The following is a 20,143-nucleotide window of genomic DNA, read 5'->3' as shown; positions in this document are numbered from 1 at the left end:
CGGAGACCTCCACAATGCCTCAATACACCCTCCAGATCAACGGCCAGCCCAGCAAAGTGGACGTCGCCGCCGACACGCCCTTGCTCTGGGTGCTGCGTGACAACTTGGACTTGACCGGCTCAAAGTACGGCTGCGGCATCGGGGCCTGCGGCGCTTGCACCGTGCACATCAATGGCGTGCCGACGCGCTCATGCATGACGCCGGTCTCCACCGTCGGGCGCAAGCAGGTCACCACCATCGAGGGACTGGACCCCAAAGGCGCCCATCCGCTGCAGCAGGCCTGGCAAGAGCTGGATGTGCCGCAATGCGGCTATTGCCAGGCCGGCCAGATCATGACGGCCGTGGCGCTGCTGAAAGAAAACCCCAAGCCCACGGACGCCGATATCGACGGCGAGATGTCGGGCAATCTGTGCCGCTGCGCCACCTATCTGCGCATACGCGCCGGCATCCACCGGGCGGCCGAAATCCAGGCCAAGCCAGCCACTGCCAAGAAGGTGAAAGCATGATGACTCGCCAAAACCTGACTCCACGCCAAGCGGATCGCAGAAACTTCCTGCGCCGCAGCGCAGTCGGCGGCGGTGGCCTGCTCTTGGGCCTGCAAATCGTGCCCAGCGGCGCGGCCGATCAGGTCGGCAAACCCACCGCGCTGGACGCAGCCGGCACGGCCGTCAACTTCCAGCCCAATGCCTTCATCAGCATCTCGCTGCAAGGCGTGGTGACGCTGATCTCCAAGCAGCCCGAGATCGGCCAAGGCATCAAGACCTCGCTGCCCATGGTGCTGGCCGAGGAGTTGTCGGTCAATTGGAAAGATGTGCGGGTCATACAGGGCGACCTCGATCCCATCTTCGGAAACCAGAGCGCGGGTGGCTCGACCTCGACGCCGAACAATTACAACAACTTCCTGCTGCTGGGTGCCACCGCGCGCATGCTGCTGATCGAGGCTGCGGCTCAGACCTGGGGCGTGCCGGCCTCGGAATGCCGGGCCGAGAACTCGGCCGTGCTGCACAGCCCTAGCAAGCGCCGCCTCAGCTATGCCCAGTTGGTCGCCAAAGCGGCCTCGCTGCCGCTGCCGGATCCGGCCACCGTCAAGCTCAAAGACCCCAAGGACTACCAATTGCTCGGCCGGCGCATCGGCGGCGTGGACAACTTGGCCGTCGTCACCGGCAAGCCGCTGTTTGGCATCGACATCAAACTGCCCGGCATGCTCTATGCCGTCTATGCCAAGTCGCCGGCCTTTGGTGGCAAAGTGATCAGCGCCAATCTGGACGCCATCAAGGCCTTGCCCGGCGTGCGCGATGCGTTCGTGATCGCCGGCACCAATGACCTGCGCGGCCTGCTGCCGGGTGTGGCCATCGTCGCCGATTCCACCTGGGCGGCCTTTAGTGCGCGCAAGCAGCTGAAGGTCCAATGGGACGAAGGCAAGGTTGCCAATGAAAGCTGGGACGGCTTTGTGCAGCAGGCGCAGGCGCTGTCCAAGCAGCCTGGCGCGCAAGTACAGCGAAAGGACGGCGACGTGAATGCCGCCTTGGCTAGTTCGGCCAAGGTGGTCGAGGCAGCCTACAGCTACCCCTTTGTCTCGCACGCCAGCATCGAGCCTCAAAATTGCACCGCCTGGTTCAAGCCCGACGGCAGCCTGGAGCTATGGGCGCCGACGCAGAACCCGGCCGCCGGCCAGAATCTCGTCGCCAGCACCCTGGGCCTGCCCAAAGAAAAAATCAGCCTGCACATCACGCGCAGCGGCGGCGGCTTCGGGCGGCGCCTGAGCGCCGATTACGTCGTCGAAGCGGCGGCGATCGCACAGCGCGTCAAGGCGCCGGTCAAGCTGACCTGGTCGCGCGAGGATGATTTGCAGCATGACCATTTCCGCGCTGGTGGCTTTCACTTTTTGCGCGGCGGCGTTGACGCGGCCGGCAAGTTGACAGCCTGGCACAACCATTTCGTCACCTTTGCGAACCGGGTCGAGCGCGACGGCAAATCGGTCTTGCAGCCCGGCAGCGGCGCCAACCTCTCGGGCGACGAGTTCCCGGGCCGCTGGGCGCCTAACTATCTGCTGGAGCAGACGCCGATCGAATGCGGCGTGCCCATGGGGCCTTGGCGCGCGCCCGGCAGCAATGTGTTTGCCTGGGTCTTCCACAGCTTCATCGACGAGCTGGCCCATGCGGCTGGGCGCGACCCGCTGGATTTCCGCCTCGATCTCTTAGGGCAGCGCGATCTGGTACCCGGCAGCGGTGAGCGCGCCGCGCCCTATGACGTGGGCCGCATGCGCGCGGTGCTCAAGGAAGTCGCGGCCAAGGCGCAATGGGGGCAGAAGAAGTTCGCCCGCGGCCAGGGCGCCGGCATCGCCTTTCACTTCAGCCACCGGGGCTATATCGCCGAGGTGGCCGAAGTGACGGTCTCCAAGGCCGGCGCGCTGAAGGTGGACCGCGTGGTGGTGGTGTCCGATATCGGCAGCCAAATCGTCAATTTAAGCGGTGCCGAGAACCAGGTCGAAGGCTCGGTGATCGACGGCCTGGGCACGCTGATGCATGCCGAGCTGGACATTCAGCGTGGCCGCATTGTGCAGAGCAATTTCGGCGACTACCCGCTGATACGCATCGGCGATGCGCCGCCCAAGATCGAGGTGCATTTCCTGCGCAGCCAGCAGCCGGTCACCGGCCTGGGCGAGCCCGCGCTGCCGCCCCTGGCGCCGGCCGTCTGCAACGCTATTTTTGCCGCCACCGGCAAGCGGGTGCGGCAATGGCCGCTGGCGCGGGTTGATCTGAGCTGGAGCTAATGGTTTGAAGGTTTGAAGTTCAGGCTGCCGCAAGTTGCGGCGCCTGCGCTTGCGCCCATGCCTGCGCGCGCCAGACCGGCTGGCCCTGCACAAAGACAAAAAACTCGCCCGCCGCCATCGCTTGCCAGGGCTCCTCATGCGTGAGCGGCTCGGTGGCCACCAGCACCATGCGGTCATTCGGGCCGTTAGCCCGGCTCAGGTCCAGGCTCAGCTCGGTGTCGATCAAGCGGGCTTGGGCGAAGGGGTGGCAGCGGCTGAGCCAATGCAGGCGCGTGCTGCAATGGGTGTAGACGGCCTCGCCGTCGCTGAGCACGATATTGAAGCTGCCATAACGGGCCAGCTCGGCGCACAGCTCGGCCAGCACCGGTGCCAGCTCGGCCCAGCTGGGTGCCTCAAGGGTACCGGCAAAGCGCTCTTCCAGTTGCTGCAAGAGCCAGCAAAACGCGGCCTCGCTGTCGGTGCTGCCGACCGGCTGAAAGCCCGATTCAAGCGCCGGCGCAAAGTTCTCCAGCGTGCCGTTGTGGCAAAACGCCCAATGCCGGCCGCACCATTGGCGCTGGAACGGGTGGCAGTTGGACAGTTGCACGGCGCCGCGCGTGGCCTTGCGGATATGGGCCAGCACCGAGTTGGCCTTGATCGGATGGCGGCGCAGAAACTCCGCCAGCGGCGATTGACTGGCCGGCTTCTCATCGATAAAGACCTGGCAGCCGCGCTCATCATGAAAGGCCATGCCCCAGCCGTCGACATGCTCACCGGTCGCACCGCCGCGGGCCGAGAAGCCGGTGAAAGAAAAGGTCACGTCGCTGGGCGTGTTGCTATTGAGCGCGAACAGTTGGCACATGGGAGCTCGGTTGGTCTAGGCCGCTACCTTAGGGCTTGCGCTCGCTGCGCAAAAGGACGGATTGCGCATTTGCTCATGCGCTGAACGAGCCAGCTGCCACGCAAAGGCCGCACTCGGGCGCAAGCAAAAAAAGACCCCATAGCGCCAAGACGCCATGGGGTCGAATCAAACCCATGACAGGCTTGAGGAGACAAGCTTCAGCTGCCAGTTCATGCACTGGCAGCTCCAATCTTTCGCGCAGTACAGGTCGGCTCGTTTGCCTTTGCCCAACTACTTTGCGCTTGGGCTCAAGCATAGGGTCTCAGCATTCGCTGTGGAAGGACGCAAATCGAGCTTGCAAATTCGAATAAGTTCTAACTTCGAACTCAGGCGGCGGGTTTGATCAACGCATATTGCGCCGCACCTTCCCGCAGATAGAGCAGGCTCAGCGGCTTGCGCTTGTCGCTATGGGCCAGCAGCAGCTCCAACTGCTTGGCGCTGGCGATATCGCTTGCGCCCAAGGCCAGCAAGACATCGCCCTCACGCAGGCCGGCGCGGGCCGCTGGACCTGCAGCAGCGGCCACCCGCAGGCCGTGGCCCAGCTTGAGTTCCTTGCGCTCAGTCGCGTTCAGCTCGGTCAATTGCAAGCCCAGCGCGGCGATAGGCCCGACTGCCGGTTTGGCCGCAGGTTCGGCCTGCGCCAGCACAGGCGCTTCGGGCTCCAGCTCGGCCACCTTCACCCGCAATACCAGCGGCTTGCCACGCCGCCAAACCTGCAGCTGCTGCTCGCTGCCCGGCGCGCTATTGCTGACGATGCGCGGCAGATCACTGGGCTTCTCGATAGGCTGGCCATTGAACTGGGTGACGATATCGCCCGGCTCCACACCGGCGGTCTCAGCCGGCCCACCGGGCTCCAGGCCACGCACCAAGGCTCCCTGCGCATTCGGCAGACCCAGTGACTCGGCCACCTCCTTGCTCAGCTCGCCAATGCGCAGACCGATGCGCCCGCGCACCACCCGGCCCTTGGCACGCAGCTGAGTGGCCACGCGCTCGACCTCGTCGACCGGAATCGCAAACGAGATGCCCATATAGCCGCCGGAGCGGCTGTAGATTTGCGAGTTGATGCCCACCACCTCGCCGCGCAGATTGATCAGCGGCCCGCCCGAGTTGCCGGGGTTGATGGCGACATCGGTCTGAATCAAGGGCAGCAGCTCACCGGTGTCGCGCGCCTTGGCGCTGATGATGCCGGCCGACACCGAGTTGTCGAAGTTGAAGGGCGAGCCGATGGCGATGACCCATTCACCGACCTTGAGCCGGCTCACATCGCCCAGCTTGACGGTTGGCAGACCGCTGGCCTCGATGCTCAGCACCGCCACATCGCTGCGCTTGTCGGCGCCGATCAGCTTGGCCTTGAACTCGCGCTTATCGCTCAGGCGCACAAAGATCTCGGCCGCGCCGTCCACCACATGGGCATTGGTCAACAAAATGCCGTCGGCGCTGATGATGAAGCCGGAGCCGACGCCGCGCTCTTGCGGCTCGTCATCGGCCGGACCACCCGGCAAAGCACCGCGAGGCGAGCGCCCGCGCGGCACCGGCAGGCCGTAGCGGCGCAGCAATTCGCGCGCCTCTTCTTCCTCGGCCCGCGCCTCGCTGGGCTTGGCTTTGGCGGTGGTGCGGATATTGACCACCGCCGGCCCCACGCGCTCCACCAGTTCGGTGAAGTCGGGCAGGCCTCGCGCCAGACTTGGCGCGACTGCGGAGGGTGCCAGGCTTGGCGCGACCGTGGAGGTCGACAAACTTGGCGTGACCGTTGCGGCCTCCTTGGAGACGGGCTGAGCCACGGCCGAGCTCGTATGCAGAGCAAGAGCGATTGCTGTCAAAGCCAGCGTGTTGCGATAGTGATAGCGGCACATGCGTTCTTTCCAGGTCTGATTCGAATAACTGTGTAGTCCGCAAGTTACGTACCACGCAGGATCGGCGGCTTCGCCTCGAGCCGGCGCGCCCAAGTGCATCAGCCGCAACAGTTGCAGCCCAGCGCTGCTGCCTGTGCAGCAATCCTGCTGGGTTCAGTGCCGCCAGTGCGGCAGAAGCCATGGCCCGGTAGTTGCTTTAGCAAAGCCAAACCTGACAACTATGAAACCCATGTACAGATCCACATTGCCGCCTAGCGGGCCCATTGCTCGCGCCCAATCCTTCGCTTCCTCCATGCTCGGCCTGGCGCTGACGCTGGCCCTGTCTTTTGCCTCGCCAGCCGACGCTCAAGCGCTGGAAGTGCTGCCGCGCCCCGCGGCCCCCTTCGCCGGCAAGATCGCGCCACGCGGTGACGCCGCCACGCCCGCCTTCCCGCAGGCCGCCAAGGCGCCGGCCGGTGCGCCAAATATCGTCGTGGTGCTGCTTGACGATGTGGGCTTCAGCGCCAGTTCCACCTTTGGCGGCCTGGCCAAGACGCCAACGCTGCAGCGCCTGGCCGATCAAGGTATCAGCTACAACCAGTTCCACGTCACCGCTTTGTGCGCGCCGACCCGCGCCGCGCTGCTCACCGGCCGCAATGCGCATCAGGCCGGCTTTGGCCAGGTGGCCACGGCCGGCTACCCCGGCTACAACTCGGTCTGGCAAAAAGACACGGTCGGCGTGGCCGAGGTGCTGCGCCAGAACGGCTACGGCACGGCGGCCTTCGGCAAATGGCACAACACGCCCGCTTGGGAAGTGACACCGGCCGGGCCGTTTGAGCGTTGGCCGACCAGCCTGGGCTTCGAGTTCTTTTTCGGCTTCCACGGCGGCGCCGAGAACCAGTATGAGCCGCGCATCTGGCGCAACACGCTGGCTGTTGAGCCGGATCGCACGGCAGCGCAGGGCTACCACCTGATTGCCGATATGGCCGAGCAGGCGCAGGGCTGGCTGCGCACGCAAGACGCCGTCTACCCCGACAAGCCCTTCTTCCTCTGGTTTGCGCCCGGCGGCACGCATTGGCCGCAGCATGCGCCCAGCGATTGGATCGCCAAGTACAAGGGCCAGTTCGACATCGGCTGGGACAAGTTGCGTGAACAGAACTTCGCGCGCCAACAAAAACTCGGCGTGATTCCCAATGACGCGGTGCTGACCGCGCGCCCGCCCGAACTGCCGGCCTGGGAAAGCCTCTCGGCCGATCAGCAGCGCTTGCTGGCGCGCGAGGCCGAGGTGGCGGCCGCTTTCCTGGCCTTCACCGACCACCAAGTGGGCCGCGTGCTGGACGAGATCAAGGCACTGGGCCGTGCGGACAACACCCTGGTGTTCTTTATTGCCGGCGACAACGGCGCCGCCATCGACAACCCGCTGACCGGCCGTGATGCGCAGGACGCGCAGGGCCGGCCGCGCACGCTGGAGGAGCGCCTCAAACTGATCGATCAGCTGGGCAGCAATGCCTTCGACAACAACTACGGCGCCGGCTGGGGCTGGGCCGACAACACGCCCTTCCAGTACGGCAAGGGCCAGCCCGCTTACCTGGGCGGCATCCGCAATCCGATGGTGGTGTCCTGGCCAGCTCGCATCCAGGCCAAGGGCGAAATCCGCAGCCAATTCGGCCATGCCATCGACATCGCACCGACCATTTACGAAGTCACCGGCATCAAGTTCCCGGATGTGGTCGAAGGGATTGCGCAAGTGCCGCTGGCCGGCCAGAGCCTGGCCTATAGCTTCGCCCGCGCCGATGCAGCGGCGCCGCAACGCGTGCAGTATTTCGAGATCAATGGCACGCGCGGCATTTACCAGGACGGCTGGTTTGCCGGGGTACGACATGTGCGCAAGCAGCCCGGCGCGCTGTGGAGCCAAGAGCCCTTCGGCGACCGCGCCTGGGAGCTCTACAACCTCAACACCGACTACAGCCAGGCGCGCAATCTGGCGGCCGAGCAGCCGGCCCGCGTGAAGGCATTGGAAGCTTTGTTCGACCAGGAAGCGCAGCGCAATGAGGTCTACCCGCTGCAACCCGGCGGCGAGGGGCGACCCAATCCGAGCGCCGGACGCCAGAGCTTCAGCTACCGCGCCGGCGTGCAACGCATTCCTTCCGGCAACGCCCCGCAAGTGGCGCAGCGCGCGCACCGCATCAGCGCCGACTTGCAAGTCGACGGCAAACGCAGCAACGACGGCGTGATCATCGCCAATGGCGGCCGCTGGGGCGGCTACAGCCTCTATGTGCAGGACGGGCGCCTGCACTATGCCGCCAATGCCCATGGACATGCGAGCGGCCATCTCGTCAGCGCCGCCGTCCTGCCGGCCGGCAAGGTGAGCGTGGCCTTCGAGTTCACGCCCGACGCGGCCCAGCCGGTCGCGAATGCAGTGGCCGGCCAAGGGCGGCTGTTTGTCAACGGCCAGCTCGCCGGCGCAGGCGCGATCAGCAAGATTGCTGTGCAAGCCTATGAGTCGCAAGACATCGGCGCCGACCTGGGCTCGCCGGTCACGAGTGACTACGCCGCGCCCTTCCGCTTTGGCGGCCAGATCGAGCGCGTGCTGATCGAGCTCCGCTGAGGTGACTCTGTGGGCATGGGTGTGCCTAGGCTGCTGCGGTAAGCAGCCAACAACGCATAAGCAAGCTCGAATTTCTAACTTCGAGTCACGCTGACTGCTGGCTAGAGTGCAGAGCTGTTTCAGATCCAGCGCGGAGCTGCTGTCCAGGCAGCAAGTTCCGACACTTTCCTGGCAAGCAGAGCTCCGCTCGCTTGCAGCGAACCCTGCCCCAACACCATCATGCCCAGCACCCTCTTGACCCTGCCGGACCCGCAAGCGCTGTCAATTCGCGCCAAGGCTCTGGTGTTTGAAGATCCGATTTCCAAGGCCTTGTTGGCCGAGGCCGAGCTGGTCGCGGCCAGCGAAGCCACTGTATTGATCACCGGCGAAACCGGCACCGGCAAAGAATTGATCGCTCGCCATGTGCACGCCTGCAGCGGGCGTGTGGGGCCCTTTGTGGCCGTCAACTGCGGCGCCTTCAGCGACAACATGGTCGAAGCCGAGCTGTTCGGCCATGAGAGCGGCGCCTACACCGGCGCCTTGCAAGCGCGCGCCGGCTGGTTCGAGACCGCGCGCGGCGGCACGCTCTTCCTCGATGAAATCGGCGATCTGCCGCTGCAGATGCAGGTCAAGCTGCTGCGCGTGCTGCAGGAGCGCCAAGTGGTGCGGCTGGGCTCGCGCAAAGCGATCGATGTCGATGTGCGTCTGGTCGCCGCAACCAATGTGGACCTGGCTCAGGCGGTGGAAGCCGGCCACTTCAGACGCGATCTGTTCTACCGTCTCAACATCGCTACTTTGCATCTGCCACCGCTGGCCCAACGCCCGGCCGACATCCGGGCGCTGGCCGAGCACTTCATTGCGCTCTATAGCAAGCGCCTCGGACGCGGGCCGGTCAGGCTGAGCGACGCGGCTTATTTGAAGCTCTTGGGGCATGACTGGCCCGGCAACATCCGCGAGTTGGAAAACGTCATTCACAGCGCCTTGATCACCGGGCGCGGCGATGAATTGCGACCCGAGGCTTTGAACCTGCACAGCCGGCTGGGTCGCTCGGCACCGAGCCCAAGCGCCCAAGCATCCAGTGCGACCGAAGTACTGACCCAGCAGCTTCCCGCCGCTGCGGATTCCTCCGACAAGGCTCCCCTCGACCTGCTGCGCGCTGCGCTGGAGGCGATCTACCTGTCGCCGCCGAACGACCTGTTTGCCCTGCTTGAACGCGAAATCGTACAAGCCGCCTTCACCCATGTGGGCCGCAACCAAGTTCATGCGGCCGAGTTGCTGGGCGTCAGTCGCAATATCTTGCGCGCCCAGCTCAAACGGGCCGGCTTGCTCGCAGACAGTGGCCGCAGTGCCAACCACGCAGCCCCGGCCTTCGAAGCCTTGACCGACGACGACTGCCAAGCGGCTTGAGTCAGCCGACCCCACTGTTGCTCCAGCAACAGTGGGTCGGCATGGCTTGATGCATCCGCAGCAGCGCTGCCCGCATCAGAGCAGAGATTCGCCAGCACAGAGCCCAAACGTGCTTGAGCAAGCACTTCTCCACACTGCTCAGCCTTGTTTTAAAGCTGGCACTGAACTTGCTGACTTCAAGACCAGAACGCGGACGATCGCTGCGTCATCGATGACGGTCACACAAGACCTTCAGGCGATCGTTCGCGCGTCAATTTGTACCGATGAACATTGCTATTAGGTCCAGGCTCTATAGCGCCACTCAACGCATAAGCATCTGCGAACTTCGTTCTTCACGATTTGACTCCGGCGCAGCAAACTGAGCCCCAAGCTGCCACTCCTTTCTAAGAGCGGTGCCTCCACTTTAACCACGGATTGATTACCTCCATGTCTGCCAAGAACTTCCTGCGCAATACCCTTCTCGTCGCCGCCTTGAGCGCCAGCTCTGCCCTGGCGCTGGCCAAGGACATTTCCCTGCTCAATGTCTCCTATGACCCGACTCGCGAGCTCTATCAGGAATACAACGCAGCCTTCTCCAAGTACTGGAAAGCCAAAACCGGCGACAACGTCGTCGTCAAGGCCTCACACGGCGGCTCCGGCAAACAGGCACGCTCGGTGATCGACGGTCTGGAGGCCGATGTGGTCACGCTGGCTCTGGCCTATGACATCGATGCCATCGCCGAGCAAGGCGGCAAACTGGTGAACGCCGACTGGCAAAACAAGTTCAAGAACAACAGCACGCCCTACTCTTCCACCATCATTTTCCTGGTGCGCAAGGGCAACCCCAAGGGCATCAAGGCTTGGACCGATTTGGTCAAACCAGGCGTAGCCGTGATCACCTCCAACCCGAAGACTTCGGGCGGGGCGCGTTGGTCCTATTTGGCAGCCTACGGCGATGCCTTGTTGCAACCCGGAGGCAATGACGCCAAAGCCACCGAGTTCATTGGCAAGGTCTATGCCAATGTGCCGGTGCTGGACTCGGGTGCGCGCGGCGCCACGGTGACCTTTGCGGAACGCGGCATTGGCGATGTGCTGCTGGCCTGGGAGAACGAGACCGGCCTGGTACTAAAGGAATTTGGCCCGGAGAAATTTGACGTGGTCTACCCGGCCTCCAGCATTCTGGCCGAGCCACCTGTGGCGGTGGTGGACAAGGTGGTAGACAAACGCGGCACCCGCGAAGTGGCGCAAGCCTATCTGGAATACCTGTACTCGCCCGAAGGCCAGGACATTGCCGGCAAGAATTTCTACCGCCCGGTTGATCCCAAGGCACAGGCCAAGTACGCCAAGCAGTTCCCGAATCTGAAGCTATTCAATATCAACGATGTTTTCGGCGGTTGGACCAAGGCTCAAAAAACTCACTTCGCCGACGGCGGCGTGTTCGACCAGATTTACACCAAAAAGTAAGTAAATAAGCGCCCGCAGCCAGCACTTGGACCTCGGCGCTCAACAACTCACCAAAGCTATGAAAACGAAAACACATAACTCTCATATAGCGCGCAATCTGAGCGCCGGACTGATGCTGCTGTGCGCTGCCGGCCTAACGCTGGCACAGCCGAGCACCGTCGCTGTCGACAACCCTTACGGCGTTGGCGCCTTGTGGGCCCAGAGCGACCTGGTCACCAAGACCGTGCTGCTGATCCTGGCTGTCATGAGCATTGGCAGCTGGTACATCCTGATCACCAAGCTGCTGCAGCAAGCCAAGATCGTGCGCCAAAGCCGCGACGCAAAGGACAAATTCTGGGCCGCGCCGACGGTGCGCGAAGGCGCCGAGGGTCTGGGCAAGGACAGCCCCTTCCGCTATCTGGCCGAGGCCGGGCTGGACGCCAGCGGCAAGCACACCAAGCTGCAAAAGCATATCGGCCTGCATGACTGGGTGACGCTGTCGATCGAGCGCGCCGTCGAAAAGGTGCAAGGCGCGCAGCAGCAAGGCCTGGCCTTCCTGGCTGCGGTCAGCTCGACCGCACCTTTCGTCGGCTTGTTCGGCACGGTCTGGGGCATTTACCACGCGCTGACCGCCATCGGTGTGGCCGGCCAGGCCTCGATCGACAAGGTGGCCGGCCCGGTCGGTGAAGCCTTGATCATGACCGCCATCGGCCTGGCCGTGGCCGTTCCCGCGCTGCTGGGCTACAACTGGCTGGCGCGGCGCAACAAGGCCGCCATCGACGAAGTGCAGAGCTTCGGCGATGACCTGCACACCGCGCTGCTGGCGCAGTCCGGTCACTGAAGACCGGCATAGCCCACAGCTCAGGAGCAGACAAAACATGGCCAAGAAATCGCGCCGCCTGGCGGCCGCAGACGAGGTGGTTTCGGCCATCAACACCACGCCCTTGGTTGACGTGATGTTGGTGCTCTTGATCATCTTTCTGATCACCATTCCGGTAGTCAATTACTCGGTGCCGGTGACGCTGCCCAAGGAACGCAACGAGGTGCGCGAAAGCAAGCCCGACAACATCGTCATCAGCGTGGATCCGCAAGGGGGCCTGTACTGGTTCGATGCGCGCGTCGCCGGCACCGAGGCGCTGGTCGAGCGTCTGAAGAAGGTCGCGGTGCAAGACCCGCAACCCGAGGTGCATATCCGCGCTGACCTGGATGCCAAATACAACGCGGTGGGCAAGATCGTCTATGCCTGCCAACGCGCCGGCATCGCCAAGGTCGGCTTCATCACCGAACCACCACCGCGCGGTTGAAACAAGCCGCCGAGGACAAGCCATGGGCATGCATATTCATCAAGCTCGCCGCAAGGGCGACCCCGACATCATCATCGACATCAACACCACGCCGCTGATCGACGTGATGCTGGTGCTCTTGGTGATGCTGATCATCACCATCCCGATACAGCTACACGCCGTCAATCTGAACCTGCCGGTGGGCAGCCCGCCCCCACCGGCGGAGGTCAGGCCCGAAGCGGTCAAGATCGACATCGACGAGCGCAGCACCGTCTTCTGGAACGGTGAGGCGATCGACGAAGTGGCCGGCAGCGGCAGCGGCGGGCGTCAAGTGCTGCAAGCCAAGCTGCAGGCCGCTGCGCATCAGGCGGTGCAGCCGGAAGTGCATCTGCGCCCCAACAAGGAAGCCAAGTACAACACCTTCGCCGAGGTGATGGTGGCGATCAATCAAGCCGGCTTGCAAAAGCTCGGCGTGATCGGCAGCGAGCAATTCATCGACAACTGAGGACTTATTGATCATGAGTGCAGTATTTCCACCCCAAGGCGGTTTTCCGTTCCACAGCAGCACGCCGCAGCTGCGCACACCGGGCACCAAGCGGGGACCGGGCCTGGTCATCGTGCTGGGCCTGCATGTGCTGCTCGCCTGGGCCTTGGCCTCAGGCTTGGCCAAGAAGGCCATCGAGATCATCAAAAAGCCGATCGAGATGTCGGTGATTCAGGAGGCCCCGCCGCCACCTCCACCGCCGCCCAAGGTGGTCAAGCTCAAGGAAGTCGTCAAGCAGCAAACGCCGCCACCTTCCTATGTGCCGCAGGCCGAAGTCACACCGACCGTGACGCCGCCGGCACCGGTGATCACCCAGGTGCAGTCTGAAGCACCGCGCGCGCCGGTGGAGATCGCCCCGCCGGTGATCGCCGCACCACCCGCTCCACCGCCCAAACCGGCCGTCATCAAACAAGAAATTTCGGCCGCCTGCCCGGGCTACCAGAACGTGCTGGCGCAGCACTTGGAGGATGTGTTTGACCGCGTCGGAATCACCGGCACCGTCACCACCTTGCTGAAGATTCGCGGCAACCAGATTGTTGACGTGTCGCAAGTCAGCGGACCGCCGGAGTATTTCAAGTACGTGCAAAACGCCGCCAAGCGGCTGCGCTGCAACGTCAGCGGCGCGGAAGAAGTGCAGGTCTTGCTGCCGGTCAATTTCCGCAAGTGATTCAAGATCAAGTAAATCGTAATTAGAACGGATAAGAAAATGAAGAAATCAATCTCCTTGACCACCTTGGCGCTCGGTTTGGCGCTGAGCCTTGGCGCGACCCTGAGTTTTGCGCAGAACCAGGCTGCTCCAGCCGCCAATGCCGCCCCGGCGGTTTGGAAATACAAGACCAAGCATCTGAACAAAGATGATGTCGACCAGCTCCTGAGCCAGCCCGAAAAAATCGTGCTGCTCGATGTGCGCCGCCCCGATGAGCTGATCAAGTACGGCAGCTTCCCGGTTTACCTGAACATCCAGAACAAGGATGTTGAGAAGTACCTGGCCTATTTGCCCAAGGACCGCGCCATCATCACCGTCTCCAACCATGCGCAGCGTGCCGGCGCCACCGGTGACTTGCTGAGCTCAAAAGGCTTCAATGTCGTGGGCGCCACCGGCTCGGAGGACTATGAGCAAGAAGGCGGCAAGGCCGTGGTGAAGATCACGCCGCCACCGCCGCGCGTTGCTGCAAATGCAGCAGCCACCGCTGCAGCACCCGTAGCCGCGGTGGCCGCAGTCGCCAGCCCCAAGTAAACCAGGCCCAGGCCCGGGAGCATCCTGCGGGTCTGGCCGCACGCTATCGTCTCTATGAACGCCGATTCTCCCTACCTTTCTGAAGTGCTGGCTGCGCAGCCGGCCCAATCTGCGCCCAAGCCAGAAGCCGCCCAGCCGCTTGAAGTCAGGCCCGCAGTGGCCGTGCGCTTATGGGATTTGCCGACACGCATCTTTCATTGGTCGCTTTTGCTGGCCGTGGCAGTGGCAATCACCACCGGCCTGATCGGCGGCAACTGGATGGACTTGCATGGCCAAGCGGGACTGAGCATCGTCGGCCTGCTGACTTTCCGCCTGGTCTGGGGTTTCGTCGGCAACCGGCACGCGCGCTTTCGCAACTTCGTGCCCAGTCCGCAGCGCTTGCTGGCCTATCTGCAAGGGCGCTGGCAGGGTTTGGGCCACAACCCGCTGGGCGCGCTGTCGGTGCTGGCTTTGCTGGGCTTGCTTGCGGCCCAAGCCGTGACCGGTCTGCTCGGCTATGACGAGATTGCCTTCAGCGGCCCGCTGGCCGCCTTGGTCAGCGAAGAAACCTCGCTGCGCCTGACCGGACTGCACCATCAAATGTCCAATGCCTTGTTCGTCTTGATCGGCTTGCACATCGCCGCGATCGCGCTGCACGGCCTGCTGAAGAAAGACAATCTGGTCGGGCCGATGCTGAGCGGCATCAAGCAGGTGCGCAGCAAGAATCTGCAAGCCCAAGCCGCTGCGCCGCGCAGCGCGCTGGCGAGCCTGGCCAGCTTCAGTCTGGCTTTGGCAGTGGCCGCAGCAGCCACCTACTTAGCCAGCGGCGCCACGCTGCATGCACCAACGCCTGCAAGCACTGCATTGACGGACAGCAGCCCTGCAGAGCCAGCTTTGCAAAGTAGAACCGCCCCGCCCGCAGCACCTGCCGCAAGCGCTGCCGTCCCCGGCAGTTGGTGAGTCGGTCGGCATGATGCGATCTAGCAAACAACAAGATTTTCGTTAGGCAGCGCGTGATTTCTAAGGAGTGTCAACGTGCCTTGATTCAGCAAATGGCAAAGGCCAACAAAAACAAAGACCGGCAAACGGTAGCCGCCTACCCCTTGCGCTGTAAGTCTTGGAGGCCATTGCGTTGGCAGGGTCGGATGCAGATGACGGGTCTGCAGCGATAATGCTGACGGTCGCGGCCATCGGCCGTGCGACTGCAAGGTGCCCAATGCTGCCGCTCATCGCGCGAGATCGCCCGCCGCTGGAAGGCTGGCTGCTGACGCTCGGATTCGGCGGTCCAGTGACCCCGCCTTCGATACCGGCCATTGGGCACTTCGTTGAACGGGTGTCAGCTATACCTCCAGAAGCTGCCGATCAACGAAATCCGGGCGCAAGATGGATTTCATTGATCAGGCTTGCCTTTCGAGAACTTCCGCTCGAAGCCGTTGGGAGTGAACCCGACCGTTTCCGCGCGTCGGCAGTAAGGGTGCTTGTCGCCTAGAAAAAAGCGCAACTTGGCCTAGCGAATCGGGCGCGACACCCGTTTTACTATGCAACAAACACCGGCCTCCTTGAGGTCTTGGAGCATGCGCGGGCTGCCATCCAAGCCGCCACTGTCTTCGTACGACCGGCGAATGCTGGTGGCCGCCTCGACGACGCCATCCCCGTGCTCGGTCACCTGTTTCACCGACTTGACCAATTTCCTCTCCTCCGTTTCAAGTTCAACCTTTTCAGGGGTCTACTGAAACGGATGAAATCCATCCCTAGCGAAACCCCAGTCAGAAAGCTAAGACCATCGATGAACAGGGGCGCGAATTTCGCAAGCTGACCGGCACTGCTCAGCGCCATGGGTCCTATTGAATTGCGATCTCGCGCGTACGGGAGCCTTCTCGCTTAGGCAGGGTCAGCTTGAGAACGCCATCCTCCAGCTTGGCCACAACTTCCTTGTCGTCAATCTCATGTCCCAGCGAGAAACCTCGCGAGGCGCTGCCGAAATAGGTTTCCTTGAGCAAGACGCGGCTGCCTGACTTCTCTTCGCGCTCGCGCTTGATGTCGGCGGAGATAGAGACAAAGTTGCCTTCGACCGCAACACGGATGTCTTCCTTCTTGGCGCCTGGTATTTCGGCGCGCACTACATAGTCATGGTCGTTCTCAACCACGTCGATTCGGATATCAGCCGGCGCATCCTCGCTCAATGACATGGGCCGAGCAAAGCGGCGAAACAGGTCGGGGAACATATCGTCAAAGCGTTGCATGCGAGTCAAGGCATTCATGATTGCACTCCAGGTTGGTTGATGTCTGAGGCCACAGCGGTGCCGATCTTTCAAGCATCGAAAAGTGCAGCCCGACAAGCGGAAGTCTAAAAACTGGACCGTGCTCCAGATTGAGCAAGCGCAAGCAAATAGTGCTCAGGCAGAGGAATCCGGATATGCGTGACCGGGCTGCGATTTCTCAATCGTCGGGGCCGCAAGCCGCACTACCTTTGCAGGCCCTATCCAAACCGATAGAACCAGCCCTAACTTGGAGAATGATGATGAGCACTACGGCAAAAACAAGCAGAGCCCCAGCACGAAAATCGCCGCCACCCCGTCAAAAATTGGGCGTGAAGGCTGCATCAGGCAATGGCGAAGCTGTCAAATCGACCATTAGCAAAGCGCGGACAAAGAGGCACAAGTCCGGCATTCCTATGCTCGGCCCTGCCGGCCAATCGATCAAGCAAGGCGTTGCGCTCAGCATGCAAGGCCTGGAAAAGATGGAGGTCGAAATCGCCGATTTGGTGCGCGCAACGGTCGCGCAGACCTTGCGGGCCGGGGGTCATATTGCCCAGGAGTTGAACAGCGTCGTTCGCGATGTCCTTGGCGGCGCCGTTGAGGCCGCAGAACAACTGGGTGCCGAGTTGGCAGTGTCTATCAAGGCGATTGCGCGTGGCGTGGTGAATGGCGTGAACGATGTACAGGGCGATGTCTCGGTGGCGGCCAAAGAAATCATCAAGACCTCGATGCGTCAGGCGCATCTCTTGGGCGCCGATGTCGCGACAGTCGCGCTGCGTGCGATGGGTGGCATCGTCCAGGCAGTCAGCGAAACCGGCGGCAATGTTGCGCTGATCAGCAAGGTGGTGGTCAAGAGCGCAGTCAAAGTGGCCGATGGCATCAGCCATATGACCGGAGACGCCTTGCGCAAGGTGATGGCCGGCACAGCCGAAGGGCTGCGCGATGCGGCTGCCAGCAAGGGCAAGGCCTTGCCCAAGGCTGCCATCGGCAAACCGTCAAAGCCTGTCAAAGCGGTGAAAGTGGTCAAGAGCAAAGCCCGCGCGATGGCACGAACTGCCGCCCAAACTGGCAATGGCGCAGACGGCAAGCGCAGCCTGCCCGCATCGCCAGCGATGTGAGATTGGCTCCATTCTTTGCGTTGATGCGTGCGCTCTGAGCGCTATCCCCATGTGGGCGCCGACTGCGCCGGAGTTGCTCCGTGTTGCCTGCGTTCACGCGGCGTCCTGTGAATTCTCTTAGAGCGCGTATGCATTGACGGTTCGCAATTTTTCCGGTGCTTGGACGGTTTCAATAGAGCTACGGGTCGCTACGCCTTGCCGCCAAGCGACACGACTTGATCGAATTTTGAAAGGACTTGATGCCATGACCCCCGAAAACGAAAAGCAGCTCTTGCAAGCTCTGTATGACCGCATCTTTGACGCGGTGTGCTATTCGCCCGACGGCAAGTCCGGCGTCTTCAATCCGCAGACCACCTTGCTGCAGTTTGCGAAAAACACGGCAATCTCGGCGGCCGATTACAAGCACCAGGCCACGCCGATGAATCCCAATGGCAGCCTCAATGCCGCCTATCAGTTCTCTGCGCTGGTGGACGATATCCCGCAGGTGTCGGTGGAGTTCGTGCCATCCACCGAGATGGTCAGCCTTACCTTCGAGAAAATCGCCCAAGGCGCCAACACCGACGCAAAGCAAGATCCAGCGCAAAAGGCTACCTATGACGCCGCCATGGCTTTCTTGCTTGAAACCAGCAGCATTCCTAACTTCAAAGGCCCACCTACTGTCAGCACAGGGCCGTCCGCCATCGCCAAGGCCTATGACGAGAACCAGACCGCCTATGTCAGCGCCTTCACCGGCTACCGGGTAGCGCAAAACGGCTATGACCTGAGCAAGCCCAAGGACCAGCGTGACTTCAATGCGGTAGCGCCGATGTTGCAGCTCAATATTGATAAAGCCTGGAACACCTGGGTCAGGCAGGGCAAGAACAATGTCGAGGAAGCCACCAACGCGATGGTGGCCACCATCAATGACGTGGTGACGGCCGTGATCGCCGATGCGCAAAAGTCGGTGGCGCCGGATAAATGGCAGACGCCACCTTTGGGTGGTTCGCGCTGGTTGCTTTCCTACCCGCTGCCCGGGGACTGGGCCGACGGCAATAGCGGTGCGAGTGAATTCAAATTGTCGAGCAACTATTTGAATACCAGCAGCGACTCCAAGTCCAATAGCTACGGTGCCAAGACCGCCTTTGGCCTTGGCCTATGGTCGGTGTCGGGCGGCGCCGAGCACAGTGACTCGGAGCAGAATTTTCATATGGATGCCAGCAATGTGTCGATCAGCGCCAAGCTCAAGCTGGTGCGCATCATGCGCCCTTGGCTGAATACGCTGCTGCTGCGCACCGACGGCTGGTGGTTAAAGGGCCAGCCGGCGGGGGCAATCTCGAACGGCGCTTTGGAAGGCAATACCAAGGGCATGCTGCCACTGATACCGGTCGCCTTCGTCGTAATGAGTGATGTCACCATCAAGGCCGACTTCAGCGCGGCGGACAAGAAGCACATCGAAAGTGCCACCAGTGGGGCCGCCAGTGTTGGTTGGGGCCCTTTCTCGGTCAGCGCGCATTACGCGCACAGCGATTCCAAGGACATGGCCAAGGCCAGTTTTGATGAAGGCGGCGTACACATCCCGGGCATGCAAATCGTGGCCTGGGTCAGCGCCATCACGCCCGCTTCGCCGCCAATGGGCACACCCAAGCCCGCATGATTCGGCTCAGCCCTTGCAGGCCCACCCTGCCCTGTGCAATGTCGGACGGAGATGAGGCTTGAGCATGCTGGGCGCGATTGCCGGCGCCTTGGGAGAGGCCCGTCGGCCTCGGCTGGCCCAGCTTGTGCGTCAAGCCCAGCCCCTGGGTCCGACGGACCTGGTGCTGTTTCAATGCAGCAAGGGGCGTGGCGCCAAGATGGCGCCTGCCGCTCCAAGCATCAAACCGGTCTTGCAACTCAATCCCTTTCCGGTGACGCTGCGGCCGCAGAACTACGCAGACCCCTTGTCCTCCGCCAATCCCGGCGGCAGCTTGGCGGCGCTGTGGGCATTCCGACAGTTGGTTGATCCGGTGCCCGTATTCGGTCCTTTTTATGCGGCCAGCCTGGCCTCGACCGAATCGGTCTACCGGCAAATTGCCAAGGGCGCGCGCATGGTGGGCGACAACCCCTTTGTCGCTTCGGTGATCGCTGAGGCCCAGCGGGCGGTGGCCGAGGCGCAGGCCTATACCAACCTGGATCGCACGGCCGGCAGTTGGCTACCGGTGCAGCCGATGCCGGGCGACTGGAGCATGGCGCGTGATGCCTATGATGATTTGGCGATTGACTTGTCGGGCCCTGATGCCGGCAACGGCGCTTTCACATTGCTCGGTGATGCGCACACCGACTTGAAATTGCATATTGGTGGCTCACGCGGCCGTGCGCTTGGGGTTTCGGGTGCGGGCGGCGGTGCGAGGGCAGGCAGCGTGGCGCGCTCCCAAGCGCTCGGGCCAGGCACGACCATGCGCGAAGTCAAGATGAAATATCTGACCGTCAGCCTCGGTCGGCCCTGGCTCAATGCCATGCTCTTCAGCACCAGTGGCTGGACACTTGCCGGTCAAGCGCCGGGCTTTTGTTCATCCGGCGATCCGCGGCAAAACGCCGGCATTTTGCCGCTGATCCCGACCGAACTGTTGGTGGCCGTAGAGGTGCAGGTCGACGGCGATTGGGGGGCGGCCGACAAACCCTTGCTGGCCGCGGCGCGAGCGGGCGATCATTCGCTGGCTGTGGGCCCTTTCCCCATCGGGCGTGAGAGCCATGACGAGTCGATTCACGTCATCGGCTGGATCAGCTCCTTTGTGCCGCGCTCGCCGCAGGCTTGAATCCGGTGGCGTCAAGACAATCGGAGCCGACTTGGAGCGACGCCAGATGTCC

The 20,143-nt window shown here is 62.7% G+C and carries 17 protein-coding genes; 14 read left to right on the top strand and 3 right to left on the bottom strand.

Features of this window, described 5'->3' with window-relative positions; genetic code table 11:
• Positions 1 to 14 precede the first annotated feature (14 nt).
• Both LNV09_RS16060 and LNV09_RS16055 read left to right on the top strand, forming a co-directional pair.
• The gene (locus tag LNV09_RS16060) at positions 15 to 506 is read left to right on the top strand and encodes a (2Fe-2S)-binding protein (RefSeq protein ID WP_263558070.1); all 492 of its coding nucleotides are present in this window, start codon (positions 15 to 17) and stop codon (positions 504 to 506) included.
• A complete protein-coding gene (locus LNV09_RS16055; protein WP_263558069.1) occupies positions 503 to 2,773 on the top strand; it encodes a xanthine dehydrogenase family protein molybdopterin-binding subunit in 2,271 nt (756 codons plus the stop codon). The genes LNV09_RS16060 and LNV09_RS16055 overlap by 4 nt, the downstream gene beginning before the upstream one ends.
• A 19-nt stretch (positions 2,774 to 2,792) precedes the next feature.
• On the opposite strand, the gene LNV09_RS16050 is transcribed toward LNV09_RS16055, so the two are convergent.
• The gene (locus LNV09_RS16050; RefSeq protein WP_263558068.1) at positions 2,793 to 3,614 is read right to left on the bottom strand and encodes a class II glutamine amidotransferase; all 822 of its coding nucleotides are present in this window, start codon (positions 3,612 to 3,614) and stop codon (positions 2,793 to 2,795) included.
• A 365-nt stretch (positions 3,615 to 3,979) separates the two neighbouring features.
• Positions 3,980 to 5,506 (bottom strand): Do family serine endopeptidase, encoded by a 1,527-nt coding sequence (locus LNV09_RS16045; protein WP_263558067.1) that lies wholly within the window; start codon positions 5,504 to 5,506, stop codon positions 3,980 to 3,982.
• 229 nt (positions 5,507 to 5,735) lie between these two features.
• Here LNV09_RS16045 and LNV09_RS16040 point away from each other — a divergent pair, with 229 nt between their 5' ends.
• The 9 genes from LNV09_RS16040 (at position 5,736) to LNV09_RS16000 (ending at position 14,904) form a co-directional block, all read left to right on the top strand.
• The gene (locus tag LNV09_RS16040) at positions 5,736 to 8,093 is read left to right on the top strand and encodes an arylsulfatase (RefSeq protein WP_263558066.1); all 2,358 of its coding nucleotides are present in this window, start codon (positions 5,736 to 5,738) and stop codon (positions 8,091 to 8,093) included.
• A gap of 219 nt (positions 8,094 to 8,312) precedes the next feature.
• Positions 8,313 to 9,479 carry a sigma-54 interaction domain-containing protein gene (locus LNV09_RS16035; protein ID WP_263558065.1) on the top strand — a complete coding sequence of 389 codons (1,167 nt, stop codon included), beginning with the start codon at positions 8,313 to 8,315 and terminating at the stop codon, positions 9,477 to 9,479.
• Positions 9,480 to 9,905: 426 nt separating this feature from the next.
• Positions 9,906 to 10,922, top strand: a complete 1,017-nt coding sequence (locus LNV09_RS16030; RefSeq protein ID WP_263558064.1) for a sulfate ABC transporter substrate-binding protein — start codon at positions 9,906 to 9,908, stop codon at positions 10,920 to 10,922.
• 58 nt (positions 10,923 to 10,980) lie between these two features.
• Positions 10,981 to 11,742, top strand: coding sequence for a MotA/TolQ/ExbB proton channel family protein (locus LNV09_RS16025; RefSeq protein ID WP_411969300.1), 762 nt, complete (start codon positions 10,981 to 10,983; stop codon positions 11,740 to 11,742).
• A 37-nt stretch (positions 11,743 to 11,779) separates the two neighbouring features.
• The gene (locus LNV09_RS16020; protein WP_263535499.1) at positions 11,780 to 12,205 is read left to right on the top strand and encodes an ExbD/TolR family protein; all 426 of its coding nucleotides are present in this window, start codon (positions 11,780 to 11,782) and stop codon (positions 12,203 to 12,205) included.
• Between the two features lie 22 nt (positions 12,206 to 12,227).
• Positions 12,228 to 12,689: an ExbD/TolR family protein gene (locus LNV09_RS16015; protein ID WP_263558063.1), complete on the top strand. Its 462-nt coding sequence runs from the start codon at positions 12,228 to 12,230 to the stop codon at positions 12,687 to 12,689.
• A gap of 13 nt (positions 12,690 to 12,702) precedes the next feature.
• Positions 12,703 to 13,395 carry a hypothetical protein gene (locus LNV09_RS16010; RefSeq protein ID WP_263558062.1) on the top strand — a complete coding sequence of 231 codons (693 nt, stop codon included), beginning with the start codon at positions 12,703 to 12,705 and terminating at the stop codon, positions 13,393 to 13,395.
• Positions 13,396 to 13,434: 39 nt separating this feature from the next.
• On the top strand, positions 13,435 to 13,965 hold the full coding sequence (locus LNV09_RS16005) for a rhodanese-like domain-containing protein (RefSeq protein WP_263558061.1): 531 nt from the start codon (positions 13,435 to 13,437) through the stop codon (positions 13,963 to 13,965).
• 54 nt (positions 13,966 to 14,019) lie between these two features.
• Entirely contained in the window at positions 14,020 to 14,904 is an 885-nt protein-coding gene (locus tag LNV09_RS16000) for a cytochrome b/b6 domain-containing protein (RefSeq protein WP_263558060.1), read from the top strand.
• Positions 14,905 to 15,785: 881 nt separating this feature from the next.
• Here the strand turns inward: LNV09_RS16000 and LNV09_RS15995 are convergent.
• Complete coding sequence (locus LNV09_RS15995) at positions 15,786 to 16,205, bottom strand: Hsp20/alpha crystallin family protein (protein ID WP_263558059.1); 420 nt, start codon at positions 16,203 to 16,205, stop codon at positions 15,786 to 15,788.
• A 413-nt stretch (positions 16,206 to 16,618) separates the two neighbouring features.
• Here LNV09_RS15995 and LNV09_RS15990 point away from each other — a divergent pair, with 413 nt between their 5' ends.
• The 3 genes from LNV09_RS15990 to LNV09_RS15980 all read left to right on the top strand — a co-directional run bounded on the left by LNV09_RS15990 (position 16,619) and on the right by LNV09_RS15980 (position 20,091).
• On the top strand, positions 16,619 to 17,320 hold the full coding sequence (locus LNV09_RS15990) for a hypothetical protein (protein ID WP_263558058.1): 702 nt from the start codon (positions 16,619 to 16,621) through the stop codon (positions 17,318 to 17,320).
• Positions 17,321 to 17,564: 244 nt separating this feature from the next.
• Positions 17,565 to 18,953: a hypothetical protein gene (locus tag LNV09_RS15985; RefSeq protein WP_263558057.1), complete on the top strand. Its 1,389-nt coding sequence runs from the start codon at positions 17,565 to 17,567 to the stop codon at positions 18,951 to 18,953.
• 58 nt (positions 18,954 to 19,011) lie between these two features.
• Positions 19,012 to 20,091, top strand: coding sequence for a hypothetical protein (locus LNV09_RS15980; protein WP_263558056.1), 1,080 nt, complete (start codon positions 19,012 to 19,014; stop codon positions 20,089 to 20,091).
• Positions 20,092 to 20,143 lie beyond the last annotated feature (52 nt).

Source organism: Paucibacter sp. B2R-40 (genome assembly GCF_025717555.1).
Lineage (GTDB): Bacteria > Pseudomonadota > Gammaproteobacteria > Burkholderiales > Burkholderiaceae_C > Paucibacter_A.
The sequence above is the reverse complement of the archived record's forward strand: the minus strand, read 5'-3'. Positions and strand labels throughout refer to the sequence as shown.

Bases quoted from the DNA above. Each gene is read 5' to 3' on its own strand.
- LNV09_RS16060 (WP_263558070.1), top strand. From the start codon at position 15: ATGCCTCAATACACCCTCCAGATCAACGGCCAGCCCAGCAAAGTGGAC.
- LNV09_RS16055 (WP_263558069.1), top strand. From the start codon at position 503: ATGATGACTCGCCAAAACCTGACTCCACGCCAAGCGGATCGCAGAAAC.
- LNV09_RS16050 (WP_263558068.1), bottom strand. From the start codon at position 3,614: ATGTGCCAACTGTTCGCGCTCAATAGCAACACGCCCAGCGACGTGACC.
- LNV09_RS16045 (WP_263558067.1), bottom strand. From the start codon at position 5,506: ATGTGCCGCTATCACTATCGCAACACGCTGGCTTTGACAGCAATCGCT.
- LNV09_RS16040 (WP_263558066.1), top strand. From the start codon at position 5,736: ATGTACAGATCCACATTGCCGCCTAGCGGGCCCATTGCTCGCGCCCAA.
- LNV09_RS16035 (WP_263558065.1), top strand. From the start codon at position 8,313: ATGCCCAGCACCCTCTTGACCCTGCCGGACCCGCAAGCGCTGTCAATT.
- LNV09_RS16030 (WP_263558064.1), top strand. From the start codon at position 9,906: ATGTCTGCCAAGAACTTCCTGCGCAATACCCTTCTCGTCGCCGCCTTG.
- LNV09_RS16025 (WP_411969300.1), top strand. From the start codon at position 10,981: ATGAAAACGAAAACACATAACTCTCATATAGCGCGCAATCTGAGCGCC.
- LNV09_RS16020 (WP_263535499.1), top strand. From the start codon at position 11,780: ATGGCCAAGAAATCGCGCCGCCTGGCGGCCGCAGACGAGGTGGTTTCG.
- LNV09_RS16015 (WP_263558063.1), top strand. From the start codon at position 12,228: ATGGGCATGCATATTCATCAAGCTCGCCGCAAGGGCGACCCCGACATC.
- LNV09_RS16010 (WP_263558062.1), top strand. From the start codon at position 12,703: ATGAGTGCAGTATTTCCACCCCAAGGCGGTTTTCCGTTCCACAGCAGC.
- LNV09_RS16005 (WP_263558061.1), top strand. From the start codon at position 13,435: ATGAAGAAATCAATCTCCTTGACCACCTTGGCGCTCGGTTTGGCGCTG.
- LNV09_RS16000 (WP_263558060.1), top strand. From the start codon at position 14,020: ATGAACGCCGATTCTCCCTACCTTTCTGAAGTGCTGGCTGCGCAGCCG.
- LNV09_RS15995 (WP_263558059.1), bottom strand. From the start codon at position 16,205: ATGAATGCCTTGACTCGCATGCAACGCTTTGACGATATGTTCCCCGAC.
- LNV09_RS15990 (WP_263558058.1), top strand. From the start codon at position 16,619: ATGCTCGGCCCTGCCGGCCAATCGATCAAGCAAGGCGTTGCGCTCAGC.
- LNV09_RS15985 (WP_263558057.1), top strand. From the start codon at position 17,565: ATGACCCCCGAAAACGAAAAGCAGCTCTTGCAAGCTCTGTATGACCGC.